This window comes from Variovorax sp. OV329, assembly GCF_900114785.1.
Lineage (GTDB): Bacteria > Pseudomonadota > Gammaproteobacteria > Burkholderiales > Burkholderiaceae_C > Variovorax.
This window is the reverse complement of sequence record NZ_FOUG01000002.1, coordinates 49,661-67,141: the sequence shown is the minus strand read 5'-3', so window position 1 is coordinate 67,141 and position 17,481 is coordinate 49,661. Positions and strand designations below refer to the sequence as shown.

At 67.4% G+C, this 17,481-nt stretch carries 23 protein-coding genes and 1 tRNA gene; 6 read left to right on the top strand and 18 right to left on the bottom strand.

All coding sequences use genetic code 11. The features are described 5' to 3' along the window. Nucleotides 1-61: 61 nt before the first annotated feature. Nucleotides 62-152 (top strand) — tRNA-Ser (locus tag BM345_RS03050). 65 nt (nt 153-217) lie between these two features. Here BM345_RS03050 and BM345_RS03045 read toward each other — a convergent pair. From BM345_RS03045 to BM345_RS03025, 5 genes are all read right to left on the bottom strand, one after another. Beyond that, nucleotides 218-694, bottom strand: a complete 477-nt coding sequence (locus BM345_RS03045) for a nucleoside deaminase (RefSeq protein ID WP_093375437.1) — start codon at nt 692-694, stop codon at nt 218-220. Between the two features lie 30 nt (nt 695-724). Then, nucleotides 725-1,060 (bottom strand): hydroxyisourate hydrolase, encoded by a 336-nt coding sequence (uraH, locus tag BM345_RS03040; protein ID WP_093375435.1) that lies wholly within the window; start codon nt 1,058-1,060, stop codon nt 725-727. A 35-nt stretch (nt 1,061-1,095) separates the two neighbouring features. After that, on the bottom strand, nt 1,096-1,632 hold the full coding sequence (locus BM345_RS03035; RefSeq protein ID WP_093375433.1) for a hydroxyisourate hydrolase: 537 nt from the start codon (nt 1,630-1,632) through the stop codon (nt 1,096-1,098). A gap of 114 nt (nt 1,633-1,746) precedes the next feature. Next, a complete protein-coding gene (gene uraD / locus BM345_RS03030) occupies nt 1,747-2,280 on the bottom strand; it encodes a 2-oxo-4-hydroxy-4-carboxy-5-ureidoimidazoline decarboxylase (RefSeq protein ID WP_093375431.1) in 534 nt (177 codons plus the stop codon). A gap of 37 nt (nt 2,281-2,317) precedes the next feature. Further along, entirely contained in the window at nt 2,318-3,673 is a 1,356-nt protein-coding gene (locus BM345_RS03025; RefSeq protein ID WP_093375429.1) for an MFS transporter, read from the bottom strand. A 153-nt stretch (nt 3,674-3,826) separates the two neighbouring features. Between BM345_RS03025 and BM345_RS03020 the strand changes: the two genes are divergently transcribed. Continuing rightward, nucleotides 3,827-4,765 carry a LysR substrate-binding domain-containing protein gene (locus tag BM345_RS03020; RefSeq protein ID WP_093375427.1) on the top strand — a complete coding sequence of 313 codons (939 nt, stop codon included), beginning with the start codon at nt 3,827-3,829 and terminating at the stop codon, nt 4,763-4,765. A gap of 28 nt (nt 4,766-4,793) precedes the next feature. On the opposite strand, the gene BM345_RS03015 is transcribed toward BM345_RS03020, so the two are convergent. Further along, entirely contained in the window at nt 4,794-5,084 is a 291-nt protein-coding gene (locus BM345_RS03015; RefSeq protein WP_093375425.1) for a hypothetical protein, read from the bottom strand. A 159-nt stretch (nt 5,085-5,243) separates the two neighbouring features. Here BM345_RS03015 and BM345_RS03010 point away from each other — a divergent pair, with 159 nt between their 5' ends. Together BM345_RS03010 and BM345_RS29605 are read left to right on the top strand one after the other, a co-directional pair. Further along, nucleotides 5,244-5,477, top strand: coding sequence for a hypothetical protein (locus BM345_RS03010; protein WP_254789545.1), 234 nt, complete (start codon nt 5,244-5,246; stop codon nt 5,475-5,477). A 294-nt stretch (nt 5,478-5,771) separates the two neighbouring features. Continuing rightward, nucleotides 5,772-5,969 carry a hypothetical protein gene (locus BM345_RS29605; RefSeq protein WP_139237456.1) on the top strand — a complete coding sequence of 66 codons (198 nt, stop codon included), beginning with the start codon at nt 5,772-5,774 and terminating at the stop codon, nt 5,967-5,969. A 136-nt stretch (nt 5,970-6,105) separates the two neighbouring features. Here the strand turns inward: BM345_RS29605 and BM345_RS03005 are convergent, their stop codons facing one another. Genes BM345_RS03005 through BM345_RS02990 form a run of 4 tightly spaced genes read right to left on the bottom strand, consistent with a single transcriptional unit; the run spans nt 6,106 to nt 8,183 of the window. Continuing rightward, nucleotides 6,106-6,561 carry a VOC family protein gene (locus tag BM345_RS03005; RefSeq protein ID WP_093375421.1) on the bottom strand — a complete coding sequence of 152 codons (456 nt, stop codon included), beginning with the start codon at nt 6,559-6,561 and terminating at the stop codon, nt 6,106-6,108. A 10-nt stretch (nt 6,562-6,571) separates the two neighbouring features. Next, nucleotides 6,572-7,333, bottom strand: a complete 762-nt coding sequence (locus tag BM345_RS03000) for a DUF899 domain-containing protein (protein WP_368086470.1) — start codon at nt 7,331-7,333, stop codon at nt 6,572-6,574. Continuing rightward, entirely contained in the window at nt 7,330-7,827 is a 498-nt protein-coding gene (locus BM345_RS02995; protein WP_139237455.1) for an SRPBCC family protein, read from the bottom strand. The genes BM345_RS03000 and BM345_RS02995 overlap by 4 nt, the downstream gene beginning before the upstream one ends. Then, nucleotides 7,710-8,183: an ArsR/SmtB family transcription factor gene (locus tag BM345_RS02990; RefSeq protein ID WP_093375419.1), complete on the bottom strand. Its 474-nt coding sequence runs from the start codon at nt 8,181-8,183 to the stop codon at nt 7,710-7,712. Before BM345_RS02990 ends, BM345_RS02995 begins: the two co-directional genes overlap by 118 nt. Nucleotides 8,184-8,286: 103 nt before the next feature. Here BM345_RS02990 and BM345_RS02985 point away from each other — a divergent pair, with 103 nt between their 5' ends. Both BM345_RS02985 and BM345_RS02980 read left to right on the top strand, forming a co-directional pair. Then, entirely contained in the window at nt 8,287-9,546 is a 1,260-nt protein-coding gene (locus tag BM345_RS02985) for a formylglycine-generating enzyme family protein (protein WP_175544888.1), read from the top strand. Between the two features lie 2 nt (nt 9,547-9,548). Further along, a complete protein-coding gene (locus BM345_RS02980; RefSeq protein WP_093375417.1) occupies nt 9,549-10,985 on the top strand; it encodes a surface-behavior sensor histidine kinase ShkS in 1,437 nt (478 codons plus the stop codon). A 67-nt stretch (nt 10,986-11,052) separates the two neighbouring features. Here the strand turns inward: BM345_RS02980 and BM345_RS02975 are convergent, their stop codons facing one another. The 8 genes from BM345_RS02975 to BM345_RS02940 form a co-directional block, all read right to left on the bottom strand. After that, nucleotides 11,053-11,658 (bottom strand): response regulator transcription factor, encoded by a 606-nt coding sequence (locus tag BM345_RS02975; RefSeq protein ID WP_093375415.1) that lies wholly within the window; start codon nt 11,656-11,658, stop codon nt 11,053-11,055. Nucleotides 11,659-11,742: 84 nt separating this feature from the next. Continuing rightward, nucleotides 11,743-13,071, bottom strand: a complete 1,329-nt coding sequence (locus tag BM345_RS02970) for a tryptophan--tRNA ligase (RefSeq protein ID WP_093376204.1) — start codon at nt 13,069-13,071, stop codon at nt 11,743-11,745. A gap of 10 nt (nt 13,072-13,081) precedes the next feature. Next, nucleotides 13,082-13,753, bottom strand: a complete 672-nt coding sequence (locus tag BM345_RS02965; RefSeq protein WP_093375413.1) for a site-2 protease family protein — start codon at nt 13,751-13,753, stop codon at nt 13,082-13,084. Nucleotides 13,754-13,809: 56 nt separating this feature from the next. Then, nucleotides 13,810-14,445 carry an L-threonylcarbamoyladenylate synthase gene (locus BM345_RS02960; RefSeq protein ID WP_093375411.1) on the bottom strand — a complete coding sequence of 212 codons (636 nt, stop codon included), beginning with the start codon at nt 14,443-14,445 and terminating at the stop codon, nt 13,810-13,812. Between the two features lie 18 nt (nt 14,446-14,463). Continuing rightward, nucleotides 14,464-15,393 carry a DMT family transporter gene (locus BM345_RS02955; RefSeq protein WP_093375409.1) on the bottom strand — a complete coding sequence of 310 codons (930 nt, stop codon included), beginning with the start codon at nt 15,391-15,393 and terminating at the stop codon, nt 14,464-14,466. 28 nt (nt 15,394-15,421) lie between these two features. Then, a complete protein-coding gene (locus tag BM345_RS02950) occupies nt 15,422-16,276 on the bottom strand; it encodes a 3',5'-nucleoside bisphosphate phosphatase (protein ID WP_093375407.1) in 855 nt (284 codons plus the stop codon). A gap of 84 nt (nt 16,277-16,360) precedes the next feature. After that, nucleotides 16,361-16,990: a GbsR/MarR family transcriptional regulator gene (locus BM345_RS02945; protein ID WP_093375405.1), complete on the bottom strand. Its 630-nt coding sequence runs from the start codon at nt 16,988-16,990 to the stop codon at nt 16,361-16,363. Between the two features lie 58 nt (nt 16,991-17,048). Next, a complete protein-coding gene (locus BM345_RS02940; protein WP_093376202.1) occupies nt 17,049-17,477 on the bottom strand; it encodes a cupin domain-containing protein in 429 nt (142 codons plus the stop codon). Between the last annotated feature and the right edge of the window lie 4 nt (nt 17,478-17,481).

The following is a 17,481-nucleotide window of genomic DNA, read 5'->3' as shown; positions in this document are numbered from 1 at the left end:
CTCGGAAAAACGGGAAGCTTTGAAAAGCCTGCTAGAATCGCAGGCTCGACAGACACGCACCGGAGAGGTGGCAGAGTGGTCTAATGTACCTGACTCGAAATCAGGCGTGGGTTCATAGCCCACCGAGGGTTCGAATCCCTCCCTCTCCTCCAAACGAAATGGGCCCCGACCGGGGCCCATTTTCATTTCTAAGCCGCTTGCAACCGGCCGCGCTTCGTCAGGGCGCCACGCGCTTCCACGCCTCGTACAGGTCCTCGTCGTTCCGGTCGCGCGCCCGCAATCCCTCGATCTTCATCTCGCGCTCCTCGATAGGCCGCGCAATCTCGATGTAGCCGCGCTCGGCCGAGAGATCGTAGGGTTCGCCATCCTCGTTGGAGTAGGCGTAGTAGACCTTCTTCACGCCCGCCAGGTACATGGCCGTGAGGCACATCGAGCAGGGGTAGCCGCTGGCGTACACCGTGGTGCCCGACAGGTCCGTGCTGCCCAGCACCTTGGCGGCGGCGCGCACCACCTGCATCTCGGCATGGGCGGTGGGGTCGCACAGTGCATCGACCTCGTTCACCGCGGTGGCGATCACCGCGCCATCGCGCGCGATCACGGCGCCGAAAGGCCAGGTCTTGCGCTGGCGCACGTTCTCCATGGCCAGGCGGATGGAGTCGACGAGGTACTTCTCTGCGTTGGGGTCTTGGTTCATTTCTCTTGGGTTCTCCGGTCGTTGTCTGGCTCAGCTGCCGCGGTAGGTGGAAAAGAACCACGGCGAGCACAGCATGGGCACGTGGAAGTGCTGGGCAGCGTCCATCACGGCGAATCGCACGGGCACCACGTCCGAGAGCCCGTCGCTCGCCTTGAAGAAGTCGCCGACGTGGAAGCGCAGCTCGAAGTGCCCGGCGCGGGCCGACTGCGGCGCCAGCATGGGCGAATCGGTTCGGCCGTCGGCGTTGGTGCGGGTGCTGTTCAGCCGGGTGGGCGGTTCGGTCGCCACGTCGTAGAGGTCCACCTGCAGGCCGGTCAGCGGCCGGCCGGTGGTGATGTTGAGCACGTGGGTGGTGATGCCGGTCATGAGCGTCTCCTTGTGGTCCTATCGAATTGCCTGTCTCAGCTTCCGCGCGAATAGGTGTAGCTCCACGGCCCGAACTGGATCGGCAGGTGGATGCGCTCGGCCACGTTCACCACGCGCACGCGCACCGGCAGCTTGGACAGGAAGGGCTGCATCGGCAGCCTGGCCTGCTTGCGCGAGAAGTACTCGTCCACGTGCAGCAGCAGCTCGTACTCGCCGGGCTGGTAGCTCTCGCCGATCAGCAGCGGCTCGTCCGAACGGCCGTTGCCGTTGACCACGATGCTGCGGATCAGCTCGTAGCCACCGCCACCCTTTTTCGAGGAGAAGTCGATGCGCAGGCCGGTGGCCGCCGCGCCGTTGTAAGTGTCCAGCGCATGCACCGTGAGGCGAGGGCTCACGCCATGCAGCAGGATCGGGCCGCTGGCCTGGGCCGGGCCGGCGGGCGGGGCGCCGGCCTGTGCCCTGGCGGCATGGGGCACCGCGAAGGCCGCGGCGCCGAGGGCCAGGCCCGACAAGGCGAACTGCCTTCGTGCGAGCCGAGGTGCTGTCTGATTCGTCGTCGTCGTCGTCGTCATGGCAAGGCTCCGTCGTGGGTGTGATGCGATTGCGATTTCAGGGTGCGACATGCCAGGCCGGGACGCCGCGGCGCACCAGGCAGGCAGATGAAGGGAAAGCAGGGGAGGGCGGCCTCAGCCGGCCAGCAGGGCGTCGATGCGGCCGCGGGTGATGAAGCCGATCTGTTCCAGCGCGGCGCCCCGTTCGGTGGCGGTGCCCTGGGCGGTTCGCCTGCGCATGGCGTCGAAGATCTGCTCTTTGGTGCTGCGGCGCACGGCGATGATGAAGGGGAAGCCGTGCCGCTCGCGGTAGGCAAGGTTCAGGCGCTGCATCTCCTGCAGTTCCTCGCTGCTGAGTGCGTCGAGGCCTGCGCTGTTCTGCTCGCCCACCGACTCGCGGGTCATGGTGCCGGCACGGGCCTCGTGGCCGGCGAGTTCGGGGTGGCCGCGCAGGAAGGCCAGCCGGCGTTCCTCGGGCGCCTGGCGCACGGCATCGAGCATGGCCGCGTGCAGCGCGTCGATGCTGGCGAAGGGCCGGCGCGACCAGGCGGCCTCGGCCACCCAGGGCGAATTCTCGAAGGTCGGGCCCACGGCGGCGACGAAGTCGTCGCGGTCCATCGCGTTGAGCGCGGCGAGGTCCAGGCGTTGTTGCTGCGAAATGACGGTCATGGCGGAATGCTTCCCTTGGATGTGATGCGGCTCGGGTTCAATGCGCGGGTGCGGTGGCGCCCATCCGGGCTTCCTTGCGGAAGGCCGGCACGAAGGCCAGGATGAGCAGCGTGGCGCAGATCTCCACGCCGGCCACCACGTACAGGCCAGGGGCCAGGCTGCCGGTGGCGGTCTTGATCAGGCCCAGCATCCACGGGGCGCCGAAGCCGGCCAGATTGGCGATGGAGTTGATCAGTGCCACGCCGCCGGCGGCCGCGGTGCCGGCCAGGAAGCGGTTGGGCATCTGCCAGAACACGGGGATGGCGCTCATAGTGCCGACGATGGCCAGCGCCAGGCCCACCAGCACGACGATGGCGGGGCTGCGGCCCAGGGCCAGGGCGACCACGAGCAGCGAGCCGGCGCCCAGCGCGGCGGCCAGGCCGCAGTGCCAGCGGGATTCCTGGTGGCGGTCGGAGTGGAAGCCGTTCCAGATCATGCCGGCCGCGCCGCACAGGTAGGCCGCCGCCATGATCCAGCCCACGGTCAGCGGGTTGGTAAAGCCCACTTCCTTGACCAGCGTGGGGCCGTAGAAGGTCAGCGAAGAGTTGGCCGCGATGATGCAGAAGAAGATCAGGATCAGGAGCCAGATCTTCCCGTCCTTCAGCGCGGCCAGCATGCTGTGCTCGCGGTGGCCGAGGGCCTGGCGGTCACGCTCCAGGTCGGCATGCACCAGCTGGCGCTGGCGCTCGGTCAGCCACAGGGCCTGCCCGGGCCTGTCGGTCAGGTAGAAGAAGGTGGCGATACCGGCCAGCACCGAGGGAATGCCCTCGAGCAGCAGCACCCACTGCCAGCCGGCCCAGCCGTTGACGCCGTTCAGGTTGTTCATGATCGTGCCGGCCAGCGGGCCGCCGATCACCCCGGCAAAAGCGGAGGCCGACATGAACATGCCGAAGGCCTTGGCGCGCCGGTCGTTCGGGAACCAGTAGGTGAGGTAGAGAATGATGCCGGGATAGAAGCCCGCCTCGAACACCCCCAGCAGGAAGCGCAGCGAATAGAACATCACGGGCGTGGTCACGAACATCGTGGCGATGGAGGTGAGCCCCCAGCCGATGGTGATGCGCATGATGGTCTTCTTGGCACCGATCTTCTGCAGGAGCAGGTTGCTGGGCACCTCGAAGAAGAAGTAGCCCAGGAAGAAGATGCCGGCGCCCAGGCCGTACACGGCTTCGCTCCACTTCAGGTCATCGAGCATCGTCAGCTTGATGAAGCCGATGTTGACCCGATCGATCCAGGCCAGCACCCACAGGAGCATCAGGAAGGGGATGAGGCGGAAGAAGATCTTGCGGTAGGCAAGGTCGAGTTCGCTGCGTTGGGGGGATTGCCGGGCCGGGGCCGCGGCGGCTTGCGAGGTCATGGGTTTGTCTCCTTGGGGCTCTGCCTGTTGTGTGGCCGTTGGTGTGCAGGCGGAATGTAGGCACAAAGGAGGATGGCGGCGCGCGCCTTTCATAATGGGCGACATAACGCTTTCTGATAGTGCCCCTGGAAGGAGGAGCCTAGCGCGCTTGCCATGTCACGTGCCAACGATCCGATCGACGTCTACCTGCTGCGTGTGCTGGTCGCACTGGTCGCCGAGCGCAGCGTGTCGCGGGTCGCGGTGCGCATGAACCAGACGCAGCCGGCCATCAGTGCCGCCCTGCGCCGCCTGCGCGAGGCCTTCGGCGACCCGATCCTGGTGCGCGAGCGCGGCAGCATGGTGCCCACCGAGCGCGCCCTGCTGCTGCGCGAACGCGCGCGCGGCGTGCTGCTGGACATCGACCACATGCTGGCCGGGCCGGAGGCCTTCGAGCCGCGCGCCAGCGCCATGACCTTCACCGTCGCCTCGCCCGACTACCTGGCCGCGAGCTTCATGGGCGACGTGGTGGCGCGTTTCCGGGTGGAGGCGCCCAACGCGCGACTGGTGGTGCACTCGCTCACGGCAGACTACGACTACGAGCGCGCGCTTGCCCATGGCGAACTCGACATCGTCATCGGAAACTGGCCGCAGCCGCCCGAGCGCCTGCACCTGTCGCTGCTGCTGGAGGACGAGTTGGTGTGCCTCATGGGCAAGCGCAACCCGCTTGCCAAGGGCACGATGACGCTGGAGCGCTACCTGGCCGCGCCGCACGTGGTGCCCTTGCCGCTGGCCAGTGCGCACCGGGCGGTGATCGAGACGCACCTCGCAGGGCTGCGGGTGTCGCGGGATGCACGGGTGGTGGTTCCCTACTACGCGGTGGCGCCGCACCTGGTGGCCGACAGCGACCTGGTGTTCACCACGGCCCGCCACTTCGCCATGCAGTTCGTGCGCACCCTGCCGGTGGTGGCGGTGCCGGCGCCCGAGGGCTTTCCGCGCATGCGCTTCTACCAGCTGTGGCACGACCGCTCGCAGCACCAGGCGGCGCACCGCTGGCTGCGCGGGCTGCTGTCGCAGGTGGCTGCAAAGCAGGCAGGCGACGCGGCCGCCGCGTGATGCAGGCTTCGGCCTGCGACAGGTTGGACTACTGGATATCGCTGAACTGCGTGTCGCCCGAGTGCGGGCGCGCGAGCCACTCCGACAGCCAGTATTCGACGCGCGCATTCACACGTGCGATGGCGGCCGCACGGTCTTGTCCGTAGCGGGTGAGCACCAGCCGACAGCGCATCACCTGGCCGTCCCACAGTTCGGCCACGCCTCCGAGTTGGCCCGACGCGTCGGGCCCGAGGGCAAGCTCCAGCTTCCAGCCGGGCGGCAGCGCAGGCTGCGCGTCGCCGGCTTGTTGCGGCTGTTGCTTGTTGTTGTCTTCGTCCAAGATCCCATCCTCTGCCCCAAGGGCAAGGCCGAAGCTTACGCCAGATGGTGGCGTGCAAGTCATACCCGCAAAGAGGGACAAGGTTGCGCGGGCGGGTGGATGGAAGCAGCATGGGTTCACGCAAAAGACCCATTGAAAGAAGGAGACCGAGCCGTGCCCATGGAACTGCTCAAGCAGCTGGCCGACATGGATTTGCCCGCGGCGTTCTATGCGCCAGCCGACATCGATCGCCTGCGCGTGCTGCGCGCGGCAGAGCTCGTGGAAGCGCTCATTCCCCCGGTGGAAACGCTGGAGCGCGGCGCCCACCTGCACAGGACTGCCCAGGTGCTGTGCATCACGCTCAAGGGCCGCATGGCGCTCGGGGGCCAAGCCGTTGAATCTGCGCCAGACTGAGGCGGCTTCGCGCCCGCGCCAACCGGGCAGCGACGAGCCGCCGCCGGAGCCCGTGCCTGGGCAGGACGACCCCAACCCCCAGCCGACGGAGCCGCCCCGACCTTCCCCCGAGGAGGAGCCCTCCACGCCCCAGCCGCTGGCGCGTGTCAGCGCATTCCGACGCCCGCCGACACCCCGATGGCGGACAAGCGCTTGCGGCTGCGGCTGACGAAACATGCGGCAGCGCGCCGCTGCCTTTCGTCCTGCGCCAGATCTATACCTTGCACACGGGATTCCCCCGCGTGGAGAAAAGCCATGAACCGGACCAACAACTGGGAAGAAGAAGCGAATGAGCTGGGCTGGCGCTATTGCTACGAATGCGTTTCCCCGGTCAACGGTTCAAGGCTCCGGGTTCCCGGCGAGGCAGAGGCCTACTTCTGGTATTTGCTTGGCTACCGGGTGCATCGCATGCTGGAGCGTTCGGCGCAAGGACCGGAGGGCCGATCATGCTGATACGCCTGCAGTCGATTCCCCTTGCGCCCGACCAGCGCCTCATCGTGGCGTGGATTCGCGCCTGCATCTGGGCGGATGTCGAGGGCAGGCCCTTCTGCCGGCTGCACTGAGCAGCCGACGAGCGTGGCGGACGGGATCAGGCGCCGTCGAATGCGGCTTGCAGCGCGGCGATGTCGATCCTGCCCATGGTCATCATCGCTTGCATTACTCGGGCGGCACGGACGCAGTCGCTGTCCTGCAACATTGCGCTGAGGGATTTGGGAATGATTTGCCACGACAGGCCGAACCGGTCCACGAGCCAGCCGCAACGCTGCTCCTTGCCGCCCTCGCCAAGTGCCGACCAGTAGCGGTCGACCTCTTCCTGGGTCTCGCAGTTCACGTACATCGAGAAGGCGGGCGTGAGCTGGTAGACGGGGCCGCCGTTCAAGGCCATGAAGGACTGGCCTTCCAGCGTGAAAGACAGGCCCATGGCCTTGCCGCCGGACCCGGGCATGACGCTGTCGACGCACGAATCCTTGAAGAGTGTGCGGTAGAAGGCGACGGCCTCCTCGGCGTTGTCGTCGAACCAGAGGAAGGGCGTGATCTTTTGCATGGCGACTTCCTCAGTGGCAGCAGCCGTGCGATGGTGCCGCGCCGGGTTCGTGCTGGTACTCGTCGTGGCGCTTCACCCAGCTGCTCATCTTCGCGCCCTCGGACGGTTCGCGGCGGCCCAGTGGCGTCATGTCGAGCAGGGCGTAGGCCGGCAGCAGCACCTCGCCTCCACGCCCGAAGGAGGAGTAGGTGTGGAAGACCTCGCCCTGCGCGTTGCGGATGAAGGCGCTCAGGCCCGAGGCCTCCTCTCCCCATGGCACCTGGCGCTTGAAGTTGTAGTCCACCTCGCCGGCCGCAACCTGCTCGGGTCTGAACGAGACGTTGAAGTCGTAGTTGAAGTCGCTTCCGCCGGAGGACACCCACGGTATGCCCCAGCCCATGCGCAGCTGGTAGCGCGAGATCTCGTCCAGCGGCGCGCGCGACGCCGCCACCACCTGCACGCCGTGGTTGCGCAGGTGCACGACCACGCCGTCGATGTGGTCGAGCACGAAGGAGCAGCCGACGCAGCCCTGGTCCTGGCCGGGCGCGAGCATGAAGTGATAGACCAGCAGCTGCTCGCTGTCGCCGAACAGGTCCAGCAGCGCCTTCTCGCCCTGGTGCGTCTGGAAGCGGTAGTCCTTGTCGATGCGCACCCAGGGCAGTTCGCGCCGCTGCTCCGCCAGGCGGTCGTGCGCGCGGGTGAGCTCCTTCTCGCGTTCCACCAGCCGGCGGCTGGCCTCGATCCATTCGGTGCGGGATACCACCGGATGGTTCATGTCGATACGCATGTTCATGGGGTCGTCCTTTCAGTGGGAGGGAAGTGCGCCTGGGGCGCGACGAAGCAGCCGAGCTTGTCGATGGTGGGAAGCCATCCGCCTTCGTGGCTGTCACGCTCGTCCTGGTCGGAGAACTGCTCGTGCAGGAACTCCATCTGCGTTCCGCTGGCCGTGGGCGCGAGCCGCACGGTCACCAGCGACTCGCGCTCGGGCGTGCTTCGCCACGTCCAGGTGAAGACCAGCTTGCGTGCCGGGACTACCTCGCGATAGGTGCCGCTGACCTCGTGCTCGTCGCCGTTCTGCAGCCTGAAGGCCACACAGAAGCCACCGCCGACGCGTACGTCGGTGCGAGCATGGAGCACCGAGTTGTCCTCTCCGGGGCCGAACCAGACGCTCAGCGCTTTCGGGTCGGTCCAGGCTTGCCAGACCTGCTCGGGCGTGACTTCGTCGTAGTGCCGCTGGATTCGGAGCGAGGGTCGCTCGCGGGCGGCGCTGGCGGCTTCGTGGGCCATGCGGACAACTCCTTCTGGTGGTAGAGGTAGCGACCCAGCGCATCGAAGCGCTCGGTCCAGAACTTCTCATAGCGCGACAACCACACGGCGGCCTCCTGCAGGGGCTGCGCGGAAAGCTCGCAGCGAACCACGCGCCCTTCCTTCGCCCGGGCGATGAGGCCGGCTTCCTCCAGCACCCGCAGGTGCTTCATGAACCCCGGCAGCGACATGCCGTGCGGCTGGGCCAGCTCGGACACGCTTTGCTCGCCTTCGCCCAGCGCGCGCAGGACGTCGCGCCGCGTGCGGTCGGACAGCGCGGCGAACACGCGGTCCAGTTCGGCGGCAGCTTCATCGTCGGAGGCCTTTAACTTAACCATTGGGTTTAGTATTTATCCGATCGACGGGTGTGTCAAGACTCTCCAATGCCCACGAGTGCTTTCGCCAGTGCTCAGAGTGCCTCGCTCTTGCTACAGTCCGGGCATGAGTCGAGGCAAGTCACGTTCAAGCGCCAGCAAGGTGGAATCACGCGCCAAGGCGCCGGCCGCCGCCGCGCCGGCGTCGGCGTCGGCATCTTCCGGACGGCGCCTGCTGCTGGCGGGTGTTGCCGTGGTGGCCTGCGCAGCGGCCGGCTATGGCGGCGTCGTGTGGCTGGGTGGCGGTGGTGCCACCGGCAAGGCATCGCAGCAGCGCATCGGCGATGGCCGCACCGGCCCCGAAGGCATGGCCTGGGTGCCAGGCGGCAACTTCCTCATGGGCAGCGACAGCAAACTCGCGCAGGCCAACGAAAAGCCAGCGCACCAGGCCCAGGTGAAGGGCTTCTGGATGGACCGCCAGCACGTGACCAACGCGCAGTTCCGCCGCTTCGTCGAGGCCACCGGCTACCGCACCACGGCCGAACTGCCGCCCGATTGGGAAACCATCAAGGTCCAGGTGATGCCCGGCACGCCGCGTCCGCCGGACAGCGCCATGGTGGCCAGCGCCATGGTCTTCGTCGGCACGCCCGCCGTGGTCGACTACAGCGACTTCAGCCGCTGGTGGCGCTACGTGCCCGGTGCCGACTGGCGCCACCCGCAAGGTCCCGGCAGCAGCATCGAAGGAAAGGACGAGCATCCGGTCGTGCAGGTCAGCTACGCCGATGCGCTCGCCTATGCCAAGTGGGCCGGCAAGCGCCTGCCCACCGAGGCCGAATGGGAATTCGCTGCGCGCGGCGGCCTGGAGCAGGCCACCTACACCTGGGGCGAGGAATTCACGCCGGGCAAGCAGCAGATGGCCAACGTGTGGCAAGGGCAGCAGCAGCGGCAGTTCCCCGTGGTGAGCGCCAAGGCGGGCGGTGCCATCGGCACCAGCCCGGCCGGCACCTTCCCGGCCAACGGCTACGGCCTCTACGACATGACCGGCAACGCCTGGCAATGGGTGGCCGACTGGTACCGGGCCGACCAGTTCAGGCGCGAGGCCGCGATCGGCAAGCCGGCCGACAACCCGCCCGGCCCGCAGGACAGTTTCGATCCCAGCGAGCCGGGCGTGCCCGTCAATGCGCCCAAGCGCGTGACGCGCGGCGGCTCCTTCCTTTGCAACGAGGACTACTGCATGAGCTATCGGCCCAGCGCGCGGCGTGGCACCGACCCCTACACCAGCATGTCGCACCTGGGCTTCCGCCTGGTGATGGACGACTCGGCCTGGAAGGGGCGCCAGCAGACGCAGGCCGCCACCCCGGCCGGCCAACCGGCGTCGGGCGGCTGAACGTGCGCGGAAGTTCTGCGTTCGCCGGCCTCGGCAATTCCTCCTTCGCCAGCCTGACGCCCGCGCCCGCGACGGCGGACGAAGCCGAGCCGTGGGTTCGCGGCGAGCTCATCCGCAGCCTGATGCGGGCCGCGCGCGGCTCCTACCTGCTTGCAGCCGCGCTGATGCCGGCCATGATTGCCCTCAGCTGGGGGCACGTGCCGGCCTGGCAGCTGTTCGTGTGGCTCGGGCTTGGCGCCGTGGCGACGGGATTTCGCGTGTGGGGCGAGCGCGTGTATGCGAGCCAGTACGCGGCGCGCGACTCGGCGTCGCAGCAGCGCTTCATGGAGCGCTACCACCCGCTGTGGAGCGCCAGCGCCTTCGTCTGGGGGCTGTCGGTCCTGATCTTCTTCGAGCGCACGCCGCTCATGAACCAGTTCATGAGCTGGCTCATCGTGGCGGGCGTGGCCACCTTCCCGCTCAACGGCCTGTCGCTGCATCCGCCGCTGCTGCACCGCTACGTCAACACGCTCTTCGTCACCATGCTGGCTTGCGTGGCCCTGCGCGTGATGCAGATGGACCTGAGCAATCCGCACTTCAACTACGGCTTCCTGGCGCTGCCGCTGTTGCACTGGTGGATGCTGCTGCGCGCCGGCCGGCGCATCCACGAGACCGCGCGCAACAGCTTCGAGCTGCTCTATCACAACCACATCCTGATCAACTCGCTCACCCAGCAGCGCCAGGCGGCGGTGGCCGCCGTGGCGATGAAGAACCGCTTCCTGGCCAGCGCCGCGCACGACATGCGCCAGCCGGTGCTGGCGCTGTCGCTCTATGCCGACTGGCTGCGCAATGAGCCGGAACTGGTGCAGGACATCGCGCCCAAGATCGTGCGCGCCACCCATGCGGTGAACGCGCTCTTCGATTCACTCTTCGACCTGGCACGCATCGACTCGGGCCAGGTGCGCCTGCACATCGAGCGGGTGGACGTGAAGCAACTGCTGCACGACCTGGAACTGCAGTACCGCCCGGTGGCCGAGGCCAAGGGCCTGAACTTCCGCGTGCATGCGCGCTCGGGCACGGTGCTCACCGACCCGATCCGCGTGCGCCGCATGATCGGCAACCTGATCGCCAACGCCATCAAGTACACGCCGGAAGGCGGCGTGCTGATCGCCTCGCGCCAGACCGCCGAGGGCCTGCGGGTGGAGGTGTGGGACACCGGCATCGGCATCGCGCGCGAGCACCTGCGCGACGTGTTTTTGGAGTTCTACAAGGTGGCCGACCATGCGGGCACTTCCGACGGCTTCGGCCTGGGTCTGGCGATCGTGGCGCGGCTGTCGCACGCGCTGGGGCACCCGGTGAGCGTGCGGTCTCGTCTCGGGCGCGGCAGCGTGTTCCGGGTGGCGTTGCACGACGCGGACGAAGCGCAGGCGCAGGCGCGGATCTCCGGCGCAGTGGGCTAGGGCGCGCACCACGCCAAAACAAGAACGCGCGCCATCGGCGGGCGTTCCTGCTTGGGCGGGATCCGCCTCAGGTGCTGCTGCTCAGCAGCAGGCCGTGGTTGCGCGCGTGGTGCAGCGCCTGCGTGCGGCTCTTCACGCCCAGCCGGCGGAACAGGCGCCACAGGTGCACCTTCACGGTGTGCTCGCTGATCTCCAGTTGGGTGGCGATCTCGCGGTTGCTCATGCCCTTGTCGAGCATGGCGATCAGCTGCGTCTGGCGCTTGGACAGCTTGCCGCTGTTGGCCGGCGCGACTTCCTCGCGCTCGTCGTCGGCCGACAGCAGGCCGCGCAGGGCAGCCGTGAGTTCGGTCGAGCCGGCCGATTTCTCGATGTAGATGTCGGCACCGGCTTCGATGCAGGCCTCTTCCATGTCGGCGGCCGGCGAGGCGGAGTACACCGCGATCGGGATGCCGGGGTAGCTGTTCTTGACGGCCAGGACGCCGGAGACGCCGGTCGTGTCGGGCAGCTTGAGGTCCAGGCAGAAGAGGTCGGGCGTGCCGTGCTGGCGCACCGCGGCGGCCAGGCGGTCCAGCCGTTCGAGTTCGACGATGTTCTCGGCCGGACGCAGGCGGCGCAGCACCATCACGATGGCATCGCGCATCAGGGGGTGATCGTCGATAACGTAAATGCTCATGCTTGTTCAGTTCTATTCCGTGCGCCGAAATGGGCGGAACCCGGTCTTGCTTTTCTTGTAGGGCGCGAGGCGCTTCCTATCCCTTTACTCATCGCCACTTGGATTGGCGAGCGCTTCCAGCACTTTTACTGCAGTCAGCGCCTCTTGATTGTCGATGGGTTCCAGAAACTTCGCGTAGGAATTCACGAATTCCTGAGGGGATTGTTGCAGGGCGCCAATAATGCGGCCCGCTTCTTGAGGCGTCTGGAAGCCGAGGCTCTGCAAAAGCGTACTTCCTTGTTCATCCTGGAGCTTGAAGTAAAACAATCCGTCTCGCTCCCGATACTGTTTGAAGCCCGCCTTGCTGGATTTGCTTACCTTTGCCGGCTTGGTAGTGGCAGCTTTTGCACCCGTGGCCAGGCTGCGCAGGCCCACGGCGTGTCGCAGACGCGACATGAAAGGACGTGATATTTCACGCGCCTTCTCCGCGCCGGCCAGCAGAATGGCCTCGATCTGGGAAGGATCGGCGATGAGCGCCTCGTAGCGCTCGCGCTTGGGCGCGATTTCGCGGTCGATGCGCTCGAACAGCATCTGCTTGGCCTCGCCCCAGGCGATGCCTTCGGCAAAGGCGCGGCGCAGGGCCGCGGTTTCTTCCTCGCTGGCGAAGGCCTGGTAGATCTGGAACAGGGCCGAGCCTTCGGTGTCCTTAGGCTCTCCCGGCGCACGCGAGTCGGTCACGATGCCGGCGATGAGCTTCTGCAGCTGCGCGCGCGGCGCGAACAGCGGGATGGTGTTGTCGTAGCTCTTGCTCATCTTGCGGCCGTCCAGCCCGGGCAGGAGCGCCACCGCGTCGTCGATCTCGGCCTCGGGCAGCGTGAAGTGCTCGCCGTAGAGGTGGTTGAAGCGCTGCGCGATGTCGCGCGTCATCTCCAGGTGCTGGGCCTGGTCGCGGCCCACCGGCACCTTGTGCGCGTTGAACATCACGATGTCCGCGGCCATCAGCACCGGGTACATGAACAGGCCCGCGCTCACGTCGCCGTCCGGGTCTTCGCCGCGGGCCACGTTCTTGTCCACCGCCGCCTTGTAGGCGTGCGCGCGGTTGAGCATGCCCTTGGCGCTCACGCAGGTCAGCAGCCAAGTCAGCTCGGGAATCTCGGGGATGTCGGATTGGCGGTAGAAGGTCACGCGCTGCGGATCGAGCCCGCTGGCCAGCCAGGTGGCGGCGATCTCCAGCGTGGAGCGCTGGATGCGCGCCGGCTCGTCGCACTTGATGAGCGCGTGGTAGTCGGCCAGGAAGTAGAAGCTCTGGACGTCGTCGCGCAGGCTGGCCTGCACCGACGGGCGCACCGAGCCCACGTAGTTGCCCAGGTGCGGCGTGCCGGTGGTGGTGATGCCGGTGAGGTAGCGGGTGACTTTGGGAGAAGACGAAGCCATGTCGAAGAGCTCAGCGCAGCAGCGCGGCAAAGGGAGTCAGGAGAAGGTTGATGGCCTGGTAGCCGAAATCCATGAGCGGACGCAGCCACCAGGTGCCCACCACGCCGGCGATGACCAGCGCCATGACGATGAAGAAGCCGTAGGGCTCGATGCGCGCCAGCAGCTCCTGCGCACCGCCGCGTGGCAGCAGGCCCGCGAGTACGCGGCCGCCGTCCAGCGGGGGCAGCGGGAAGAGGTTGAAGGCCCACATCACCAGGTTGACCAGCACGCCGGCCTGGCACATCTTGATGAAGAAGGTCTCGTTGATGCCGGCGGCCAGCAGGCCCACCAGCAGCAGCGCCCAGAAGATGGCCTGGACAAAGTTGGAAGCCGGCCCGGCAAGCGCCACCCACACCATGTCGCGCTTGGGGTGCCTGAGCCGCCCGAAATTCACCGGCACCGGCTTGGCATAGCCGAACAGGAAGGCGCCCGAGGTGGCGAAGTACAGCAGCAGCGGCATCGCGATGGTGCCGATGGGGTCGATGTGCTTGAGCGGGTTGAGCGTCACCCGGCCCAGTGCCCACGCAGTGTTGTCGCCGAAATAGCGGGCCGCGTAGCCGTGGGCTGCCTCATGGATGGTGATCGCGAAGACCACCGGCAGGGCGTAGATGAGGACGGTTTGGACGAGTTGATTGATATCCACGCGTTCATTGTCTCAGAGCGCCGCCTGCGCGCCCTTAACGGGCGCTGATGCCATTGCTAGAGGCCCAGCGGACCCAGCGGACCACGCCCCTGCCGCACCACCACCGGCTCGCCGCCGTCGCCCATGGGCGTGAGATCGACCACCGTGGTGGGCTCGGACGGGCAGGCGCCCGCATCGATCACCCCGCCCACCTGCTTCTCGAAGCGCTCGCGGATTTCCTCCGCATCGTTGAGGGCGTCGGTCTCGCCCGGCGGAATCAGCGTGGTGGCCAGCAGGGCCTCGCCGTGCAGCATCAGCAGCTCGCGCAGCACCGCGTGGTCGGGCACGCGCAGGCCGATGGTCTTGCGCTGCGGGTGGCTCACCCGGCGCGGCACTTCCTTGGTGGCTTCCAGGATGAAGGTGTAGGGCCCCGGCGTGGCGGACTTCAGCAGGCGGTACTGCTTGTTGTCCACCCGTGCGTAGTTGGCCAGCTCGCTCAGGTCGCGGCACAGCAGGGTGAGGTGGTGCTTCTCGTCCACGCGGCGGATGCGGCGCAGCTCGTCGACCGCGTCCTTGTCGTCCAGGTGGCAGGCCAGCGCGTAGCTGGAGTCGGTGGGCACCGCCAGGATCTCGCCGCGGGCCAGCAGCGCCGCGGCCTGCTTGAGCAGGCGCTGCTGCGGGTTGTCGGGGTGGACTTCGAAGTACTGGGCCATGATCTGAAGTGCAGCAGTCTACGACTCGGCCGGCTCGATGGGCACGCGCCGTTCCTTCACCGTGAGCCAGGCCCCCGCGGCGCCGCACACCGCGATCAGGCCGATGCCCACCAGCGAGATGAAGTCCGGCACGCGCGAGAACACCAGCCAGCCACCCAGCATGGCGAAGGCGATCTGGGCGTAGAGGTAGGGCGTGAGGGTGGAGGCCGGCGCGCGCTGGAAGGCCAGGATCAGGATCAGGTGGCCCACCGTGCCCATGAAGCCCATGAGGCACAGCAGCGCCCACCAGTGCCAGGAGGGCAGGGAGGTCCAGACGAAGGGCAGGGCCACCGAGGCGATGAGCGTGCCCACCCAGCCGCTGTAGAAGTTCATGGTCAGCGGGTTCTCGGTCTGCACCAGCTTGCTGGTGAGCACCTGGAACCAGGCGTTGGTGAACACCAGCCCCAGCGGCAGCAGCGAGGCCCAGCTGAAGGCGTCGCCGCCCGGGCGCAGCACGATCATCGTGCCCACGAAGCCGCCGATGGTCAGGCTCCAGCGCAGGGGCGAGACGTGCTCCTTGAGCGTGGTGGCGGCCAGCAGCGTGACCACCAGCGGCACCACCAGCACGATGGCGGTGAACTCCGCCATCGGCATGTAGCGAAGGCTCAGGAAGGCGAACACGCTGGAGCCCAGCAGCAGCGTGCCGCGCAGGATCTGGTACTTGGGATGCGCCGTGCGCAGCACAGACAACCCGTGCCGCGGCAGCAGCACCGCGGCCGAGGCCACGGCCTGGAAGGTGTAGCGGAACCACACGCCCATCATCACCGGCACGACGGCGGTCGAGACCTTGGTGGCGGTGTCCAGCGTGGCGAAGCAGCCGGTGGCCAGCAGCAGCAGGCCAATGCCGGCGAGCACACGTTCGGATTCGAGGTCACGCGTGCCACGCGGCACGGGCGTGATGGAGCTCATCTGGCCCCTTCGGGCGGCCGTGCGGTGCTCACCGGACCCGGTTCTCCAGCAGTTCCCACACCGGCTGCAGGTTGCCCGGCAGCCAGGGCAGCTTGCCCAGGTCGCAATGGCTTTCGTCGGGACTGTGGAAGTCGCTGCCGCGTGAAGCGGCAAAGCCGAACTCCAGGGCCTTCTCGGCATATTCCTGGTATTCGGGCGGGCTGTGGCTGCCGGTCACCACCTCGATGGCGCGGCCGCCGTGGGCCTTGAATTCGAGGAAGAGCGCGTACTCTTCGTTGGCGGTGAACTTGTAGCGCCCCGGGTGCGCGATGACGGCCAGGCCGCCCGCGTCCTGGATCCAGCTGATCGCATCCTTGAGCGAGGCCCAGCGGTGCGGCACGTAGCCGGGCTTGCCTTCGGTGAGGTACTTGCGGAACACCTCGTTGGTGTCGCGGCAGTGGCCGCCTTCCACCAGGAATCGCGCGAAGTGGGTGCGCGAGATCAGCTCCGGATTGCCCACGAACCTGAGCGCGCCTTCGTAGGCACCCTTGATGCCGACCTTTGCCAGGCCCTCCGACATTTCTTCCGCACGGCGCCCGCGTCCGCCGCGGGTGTCGTAAAGCCCCTGCTTCATGGCCGCGTCATCGGGATCGAAGCCCAGGCCCACGATGTGGACGGTCTCGTCGGCGAAGGTGACCGAGATCTCGGTGCCGGTCAGGTACCTCATGCCGTTGGCCTTGGCGGCCGCCGCGGCGCGATGCTGGCCGCCGATTTCGTCATGGTCGGTGAGCGACCACAGCTCCACGCCGTTGGCCGCCGCGCGTGCCGCCAGTTCCTCGGGTGTGAGCGTGCCGTCGGACACCACGGAATGGCAGTGCAGGTCGGCATTGAGGATGGAAGTCACCGGTCGATCTTAGTCTTTCTCGCCCAGGCTTGCCGGCGAAGGGCCGGCCCATCCATGGACAAGCGGCACGTGCCGCCGAGGCGCTCAGCCCTTGCGGCGCGCGTTCGGAGCGGGCGCCTTGCGGCCGGTCGGCGAAGGTGGCGCGCTGCCCGTCAGACGGTCCTTCAGGCCCAGCACGCGGGTCACCGCGGCGCCCATTCCCATCAACTGCATCGCCGTCTCGGGCGCCAGGCGCTGCACGTCGTCCAACCACTTCAGCAGCCGATCGATCAGGTCGTGCATCTCGCGCATCCGCTGCTGGGCGTGGCGCTCTTCCGCACTGGTGGGCGTCTCGAGCAAAGCGCTGCGCAACATGGTCAGCGTGGGCTCGATCTCGCGGCGGCGGCGCTCCTCCACCAGCACGCGGAAGATTTCCCAGACGTCCTGAGGCGCCTCGAAGTATTCACGCCGGTCGCCGGGCAGGTGACGCAGGCGCACCAGTCGCCAGGCCTGCAGCTCCTTCAGGCCCATGCTGACGTTGGAGCGGGAAAACTCGAGCAGCTCGGCGATCTCGTCGGCGTTGACCGGCCGGGCCGACAGGAAGATCAGCGCATAGATCTGGCCGACTGTGCGGTTGATGCCCCAGCGGCTGCCCATCTCGCCGAAGTGGGCGACGAACTGGCGGTTCAGCGGCGGAAGCTGCGCGTCCGAAGGGGGCGTGGGGTTGGGAGCCATGGGCGCATTGTCGCGCCTGGCTGCTGTAGGTTCACGAAGTCCTGAAGATCCAGGTGTTTCAGGTCTGAGGCCATGGCGTGGGCGCCGGAATCTCTGCCGCCGGCTCCACGTCCACGCTCTTGAAGTCCGCCGGGGAGACGATCTCCAGGTACTCCATGTCGGGCGAGTAGTCGAACAGGTAGTGGCGGATTCCCGGGCGCTGGTGCACCACGTCGCCCGCCTCCACCAGCGTCTCCTTGTCCTCGTACATGAAGCGGGCCCAGCCCTTGACCATGATCACGATCTGGAAGTCCGCCTCGTGCCGGTGCCAGCCCGTGCCCGCTTCCGGTGCCATGTTGGCCTTGACCAGGTGCGCGATCACCTTGCCGTTGGTGGCCTCGGCCACGCCGAGGTCGCGGTAGAGGAAGAAATCACGCAGTCCGCCGCCGACGAAATGCGTGTCACCGGGTTTGACGTGCGAGAACTTCGTCTCGGTCTTGTCCAGCATGGGG

Coding starts and splice junctions, on each gene's coding strand:
- BM345_RS02960 (WP_093375411.1), bottom strand. CDS start 14,445: ATGGCCCAGTACTTCGAAGTCCACCCCGACAACCCGCAGCAGCGCCTG.
- BM345_RS03035 (WP_093375433.1), bottom strand. CDS start 1,632: ATGACGACGACGACGACGACGAATCAGACAGCACCTCGGCTCGCACGA.
- BM345_RS29605 (WP_139237456.1), top strand. CDS start 5,772: ATGAACCGGACCAACAACTGGGAAGAAGAAGCGAATGAGCTGGGCTGG.
- BM345_RS03045 (WP_093375437.1), bottom strand. CDS start 694: ATGAACCAAGACCCCAACGCAGAGAAGTACCTCGTCGACTCCATCCGC.
- BM345_RS02995 (WP_139237455.1), bottom strand. CDS start 7,827: ATGGCCCACGAAGCCGCCAGCGCCGCCCGCGAGCGACCCTCGCTCCGA.
- uraH (WP_093375435.1), bottom strand. CDS start 1,060: ATGACCGGCATCACCACCCACGTGCTCAACATCACCACCGGCCGGCCG.
- BM345_RS02970 (WP_093376204.1), bottom strand. CDS start 13,071: ATGGCTTCGTCTTCTCCCAAAGTCACCCGCTACCTCACCGGCATCACC.
- BM345_RS03010 (WP_254789545.1), top strand. CDS start 5,244: ATGGAACTGCTCAAGCAGCTGGCCGACATGGATTTGCCCGCGGCGTTC.
- BM345_RS03005 (WP_093375421.1), bottom strand. CDS start 6,561: ATGCAAAAGATCACGCCCTTCCTCTGGTTCGACGACAACGCCGAGGAG.
- BM345_RS02990 (WP_093375419.1), bottom strand. CDS start 8,183: ATGGTTAAGTTAAAGGCCTCCGACGATGAAGCTGCCGCCGAACTGGAC.
- BM345_RS02940 (WP_093376202.1), bottom strand. CDS start 17,477: ATGCTGGACAAGACCGAGACGAAGTTCTCGCACGTCAAACCCGGTGAC.
- BM345_RS02975 (WP_093375415.1), bottom strand. CDS start 11,658: ATGAGCATTTACGTTATCGACGATCACCCCCTGATGCGCGATGCCATC.
- BM345_RS02955 (WP_093375409.1), bottom strand. CDS start 15,393: ATGAGCTCCATCACGCCCGTGCCGCGTGGCACGCGTGACCTCGAATCC.
- BM345_RS03000 (WP_368086470.1), bottom strand. CDS start 7,333: ATGAACATGCGTATCGACATGAACCATCCGGTGGTATCCCGCACCGAA.
- BM345_RS03020 (WP_093375427.1), top strand. CDS start 3,827: ATGTCACGTGCCAACGATCCGATCGACGTCTACCTGCTGCGTGTGCTG.
- BM345_RS02945 (WP_093375405.1), bottom strand. CDS start 16,990: ATGGCTCCCAACCCCACGCCCCCTTCGGACGCGCAGCTTCCGCCGCTG.
- uraD (WP_093375431.1), bottom strand. CDS start 2,280: ATGACCGTCATTTCGCAGCAACAACGCCTGGACCTCGCCGCGCTCAAC.
- BM345_RS03025 (WP_093375429.1), bottom strand. CDS start 3,673: ATGACCTCGCAAGCCGCCGCGGCCCCGGCCCGGCAATCCCCCCAACGC.
- BM345_RS02985 (WP_175544888.1), top strand. CDS start 8,287: ATGAGTCGAGGCAAGTCACGTTCAAGCGCCAGCAAGGTGGAATCACGC.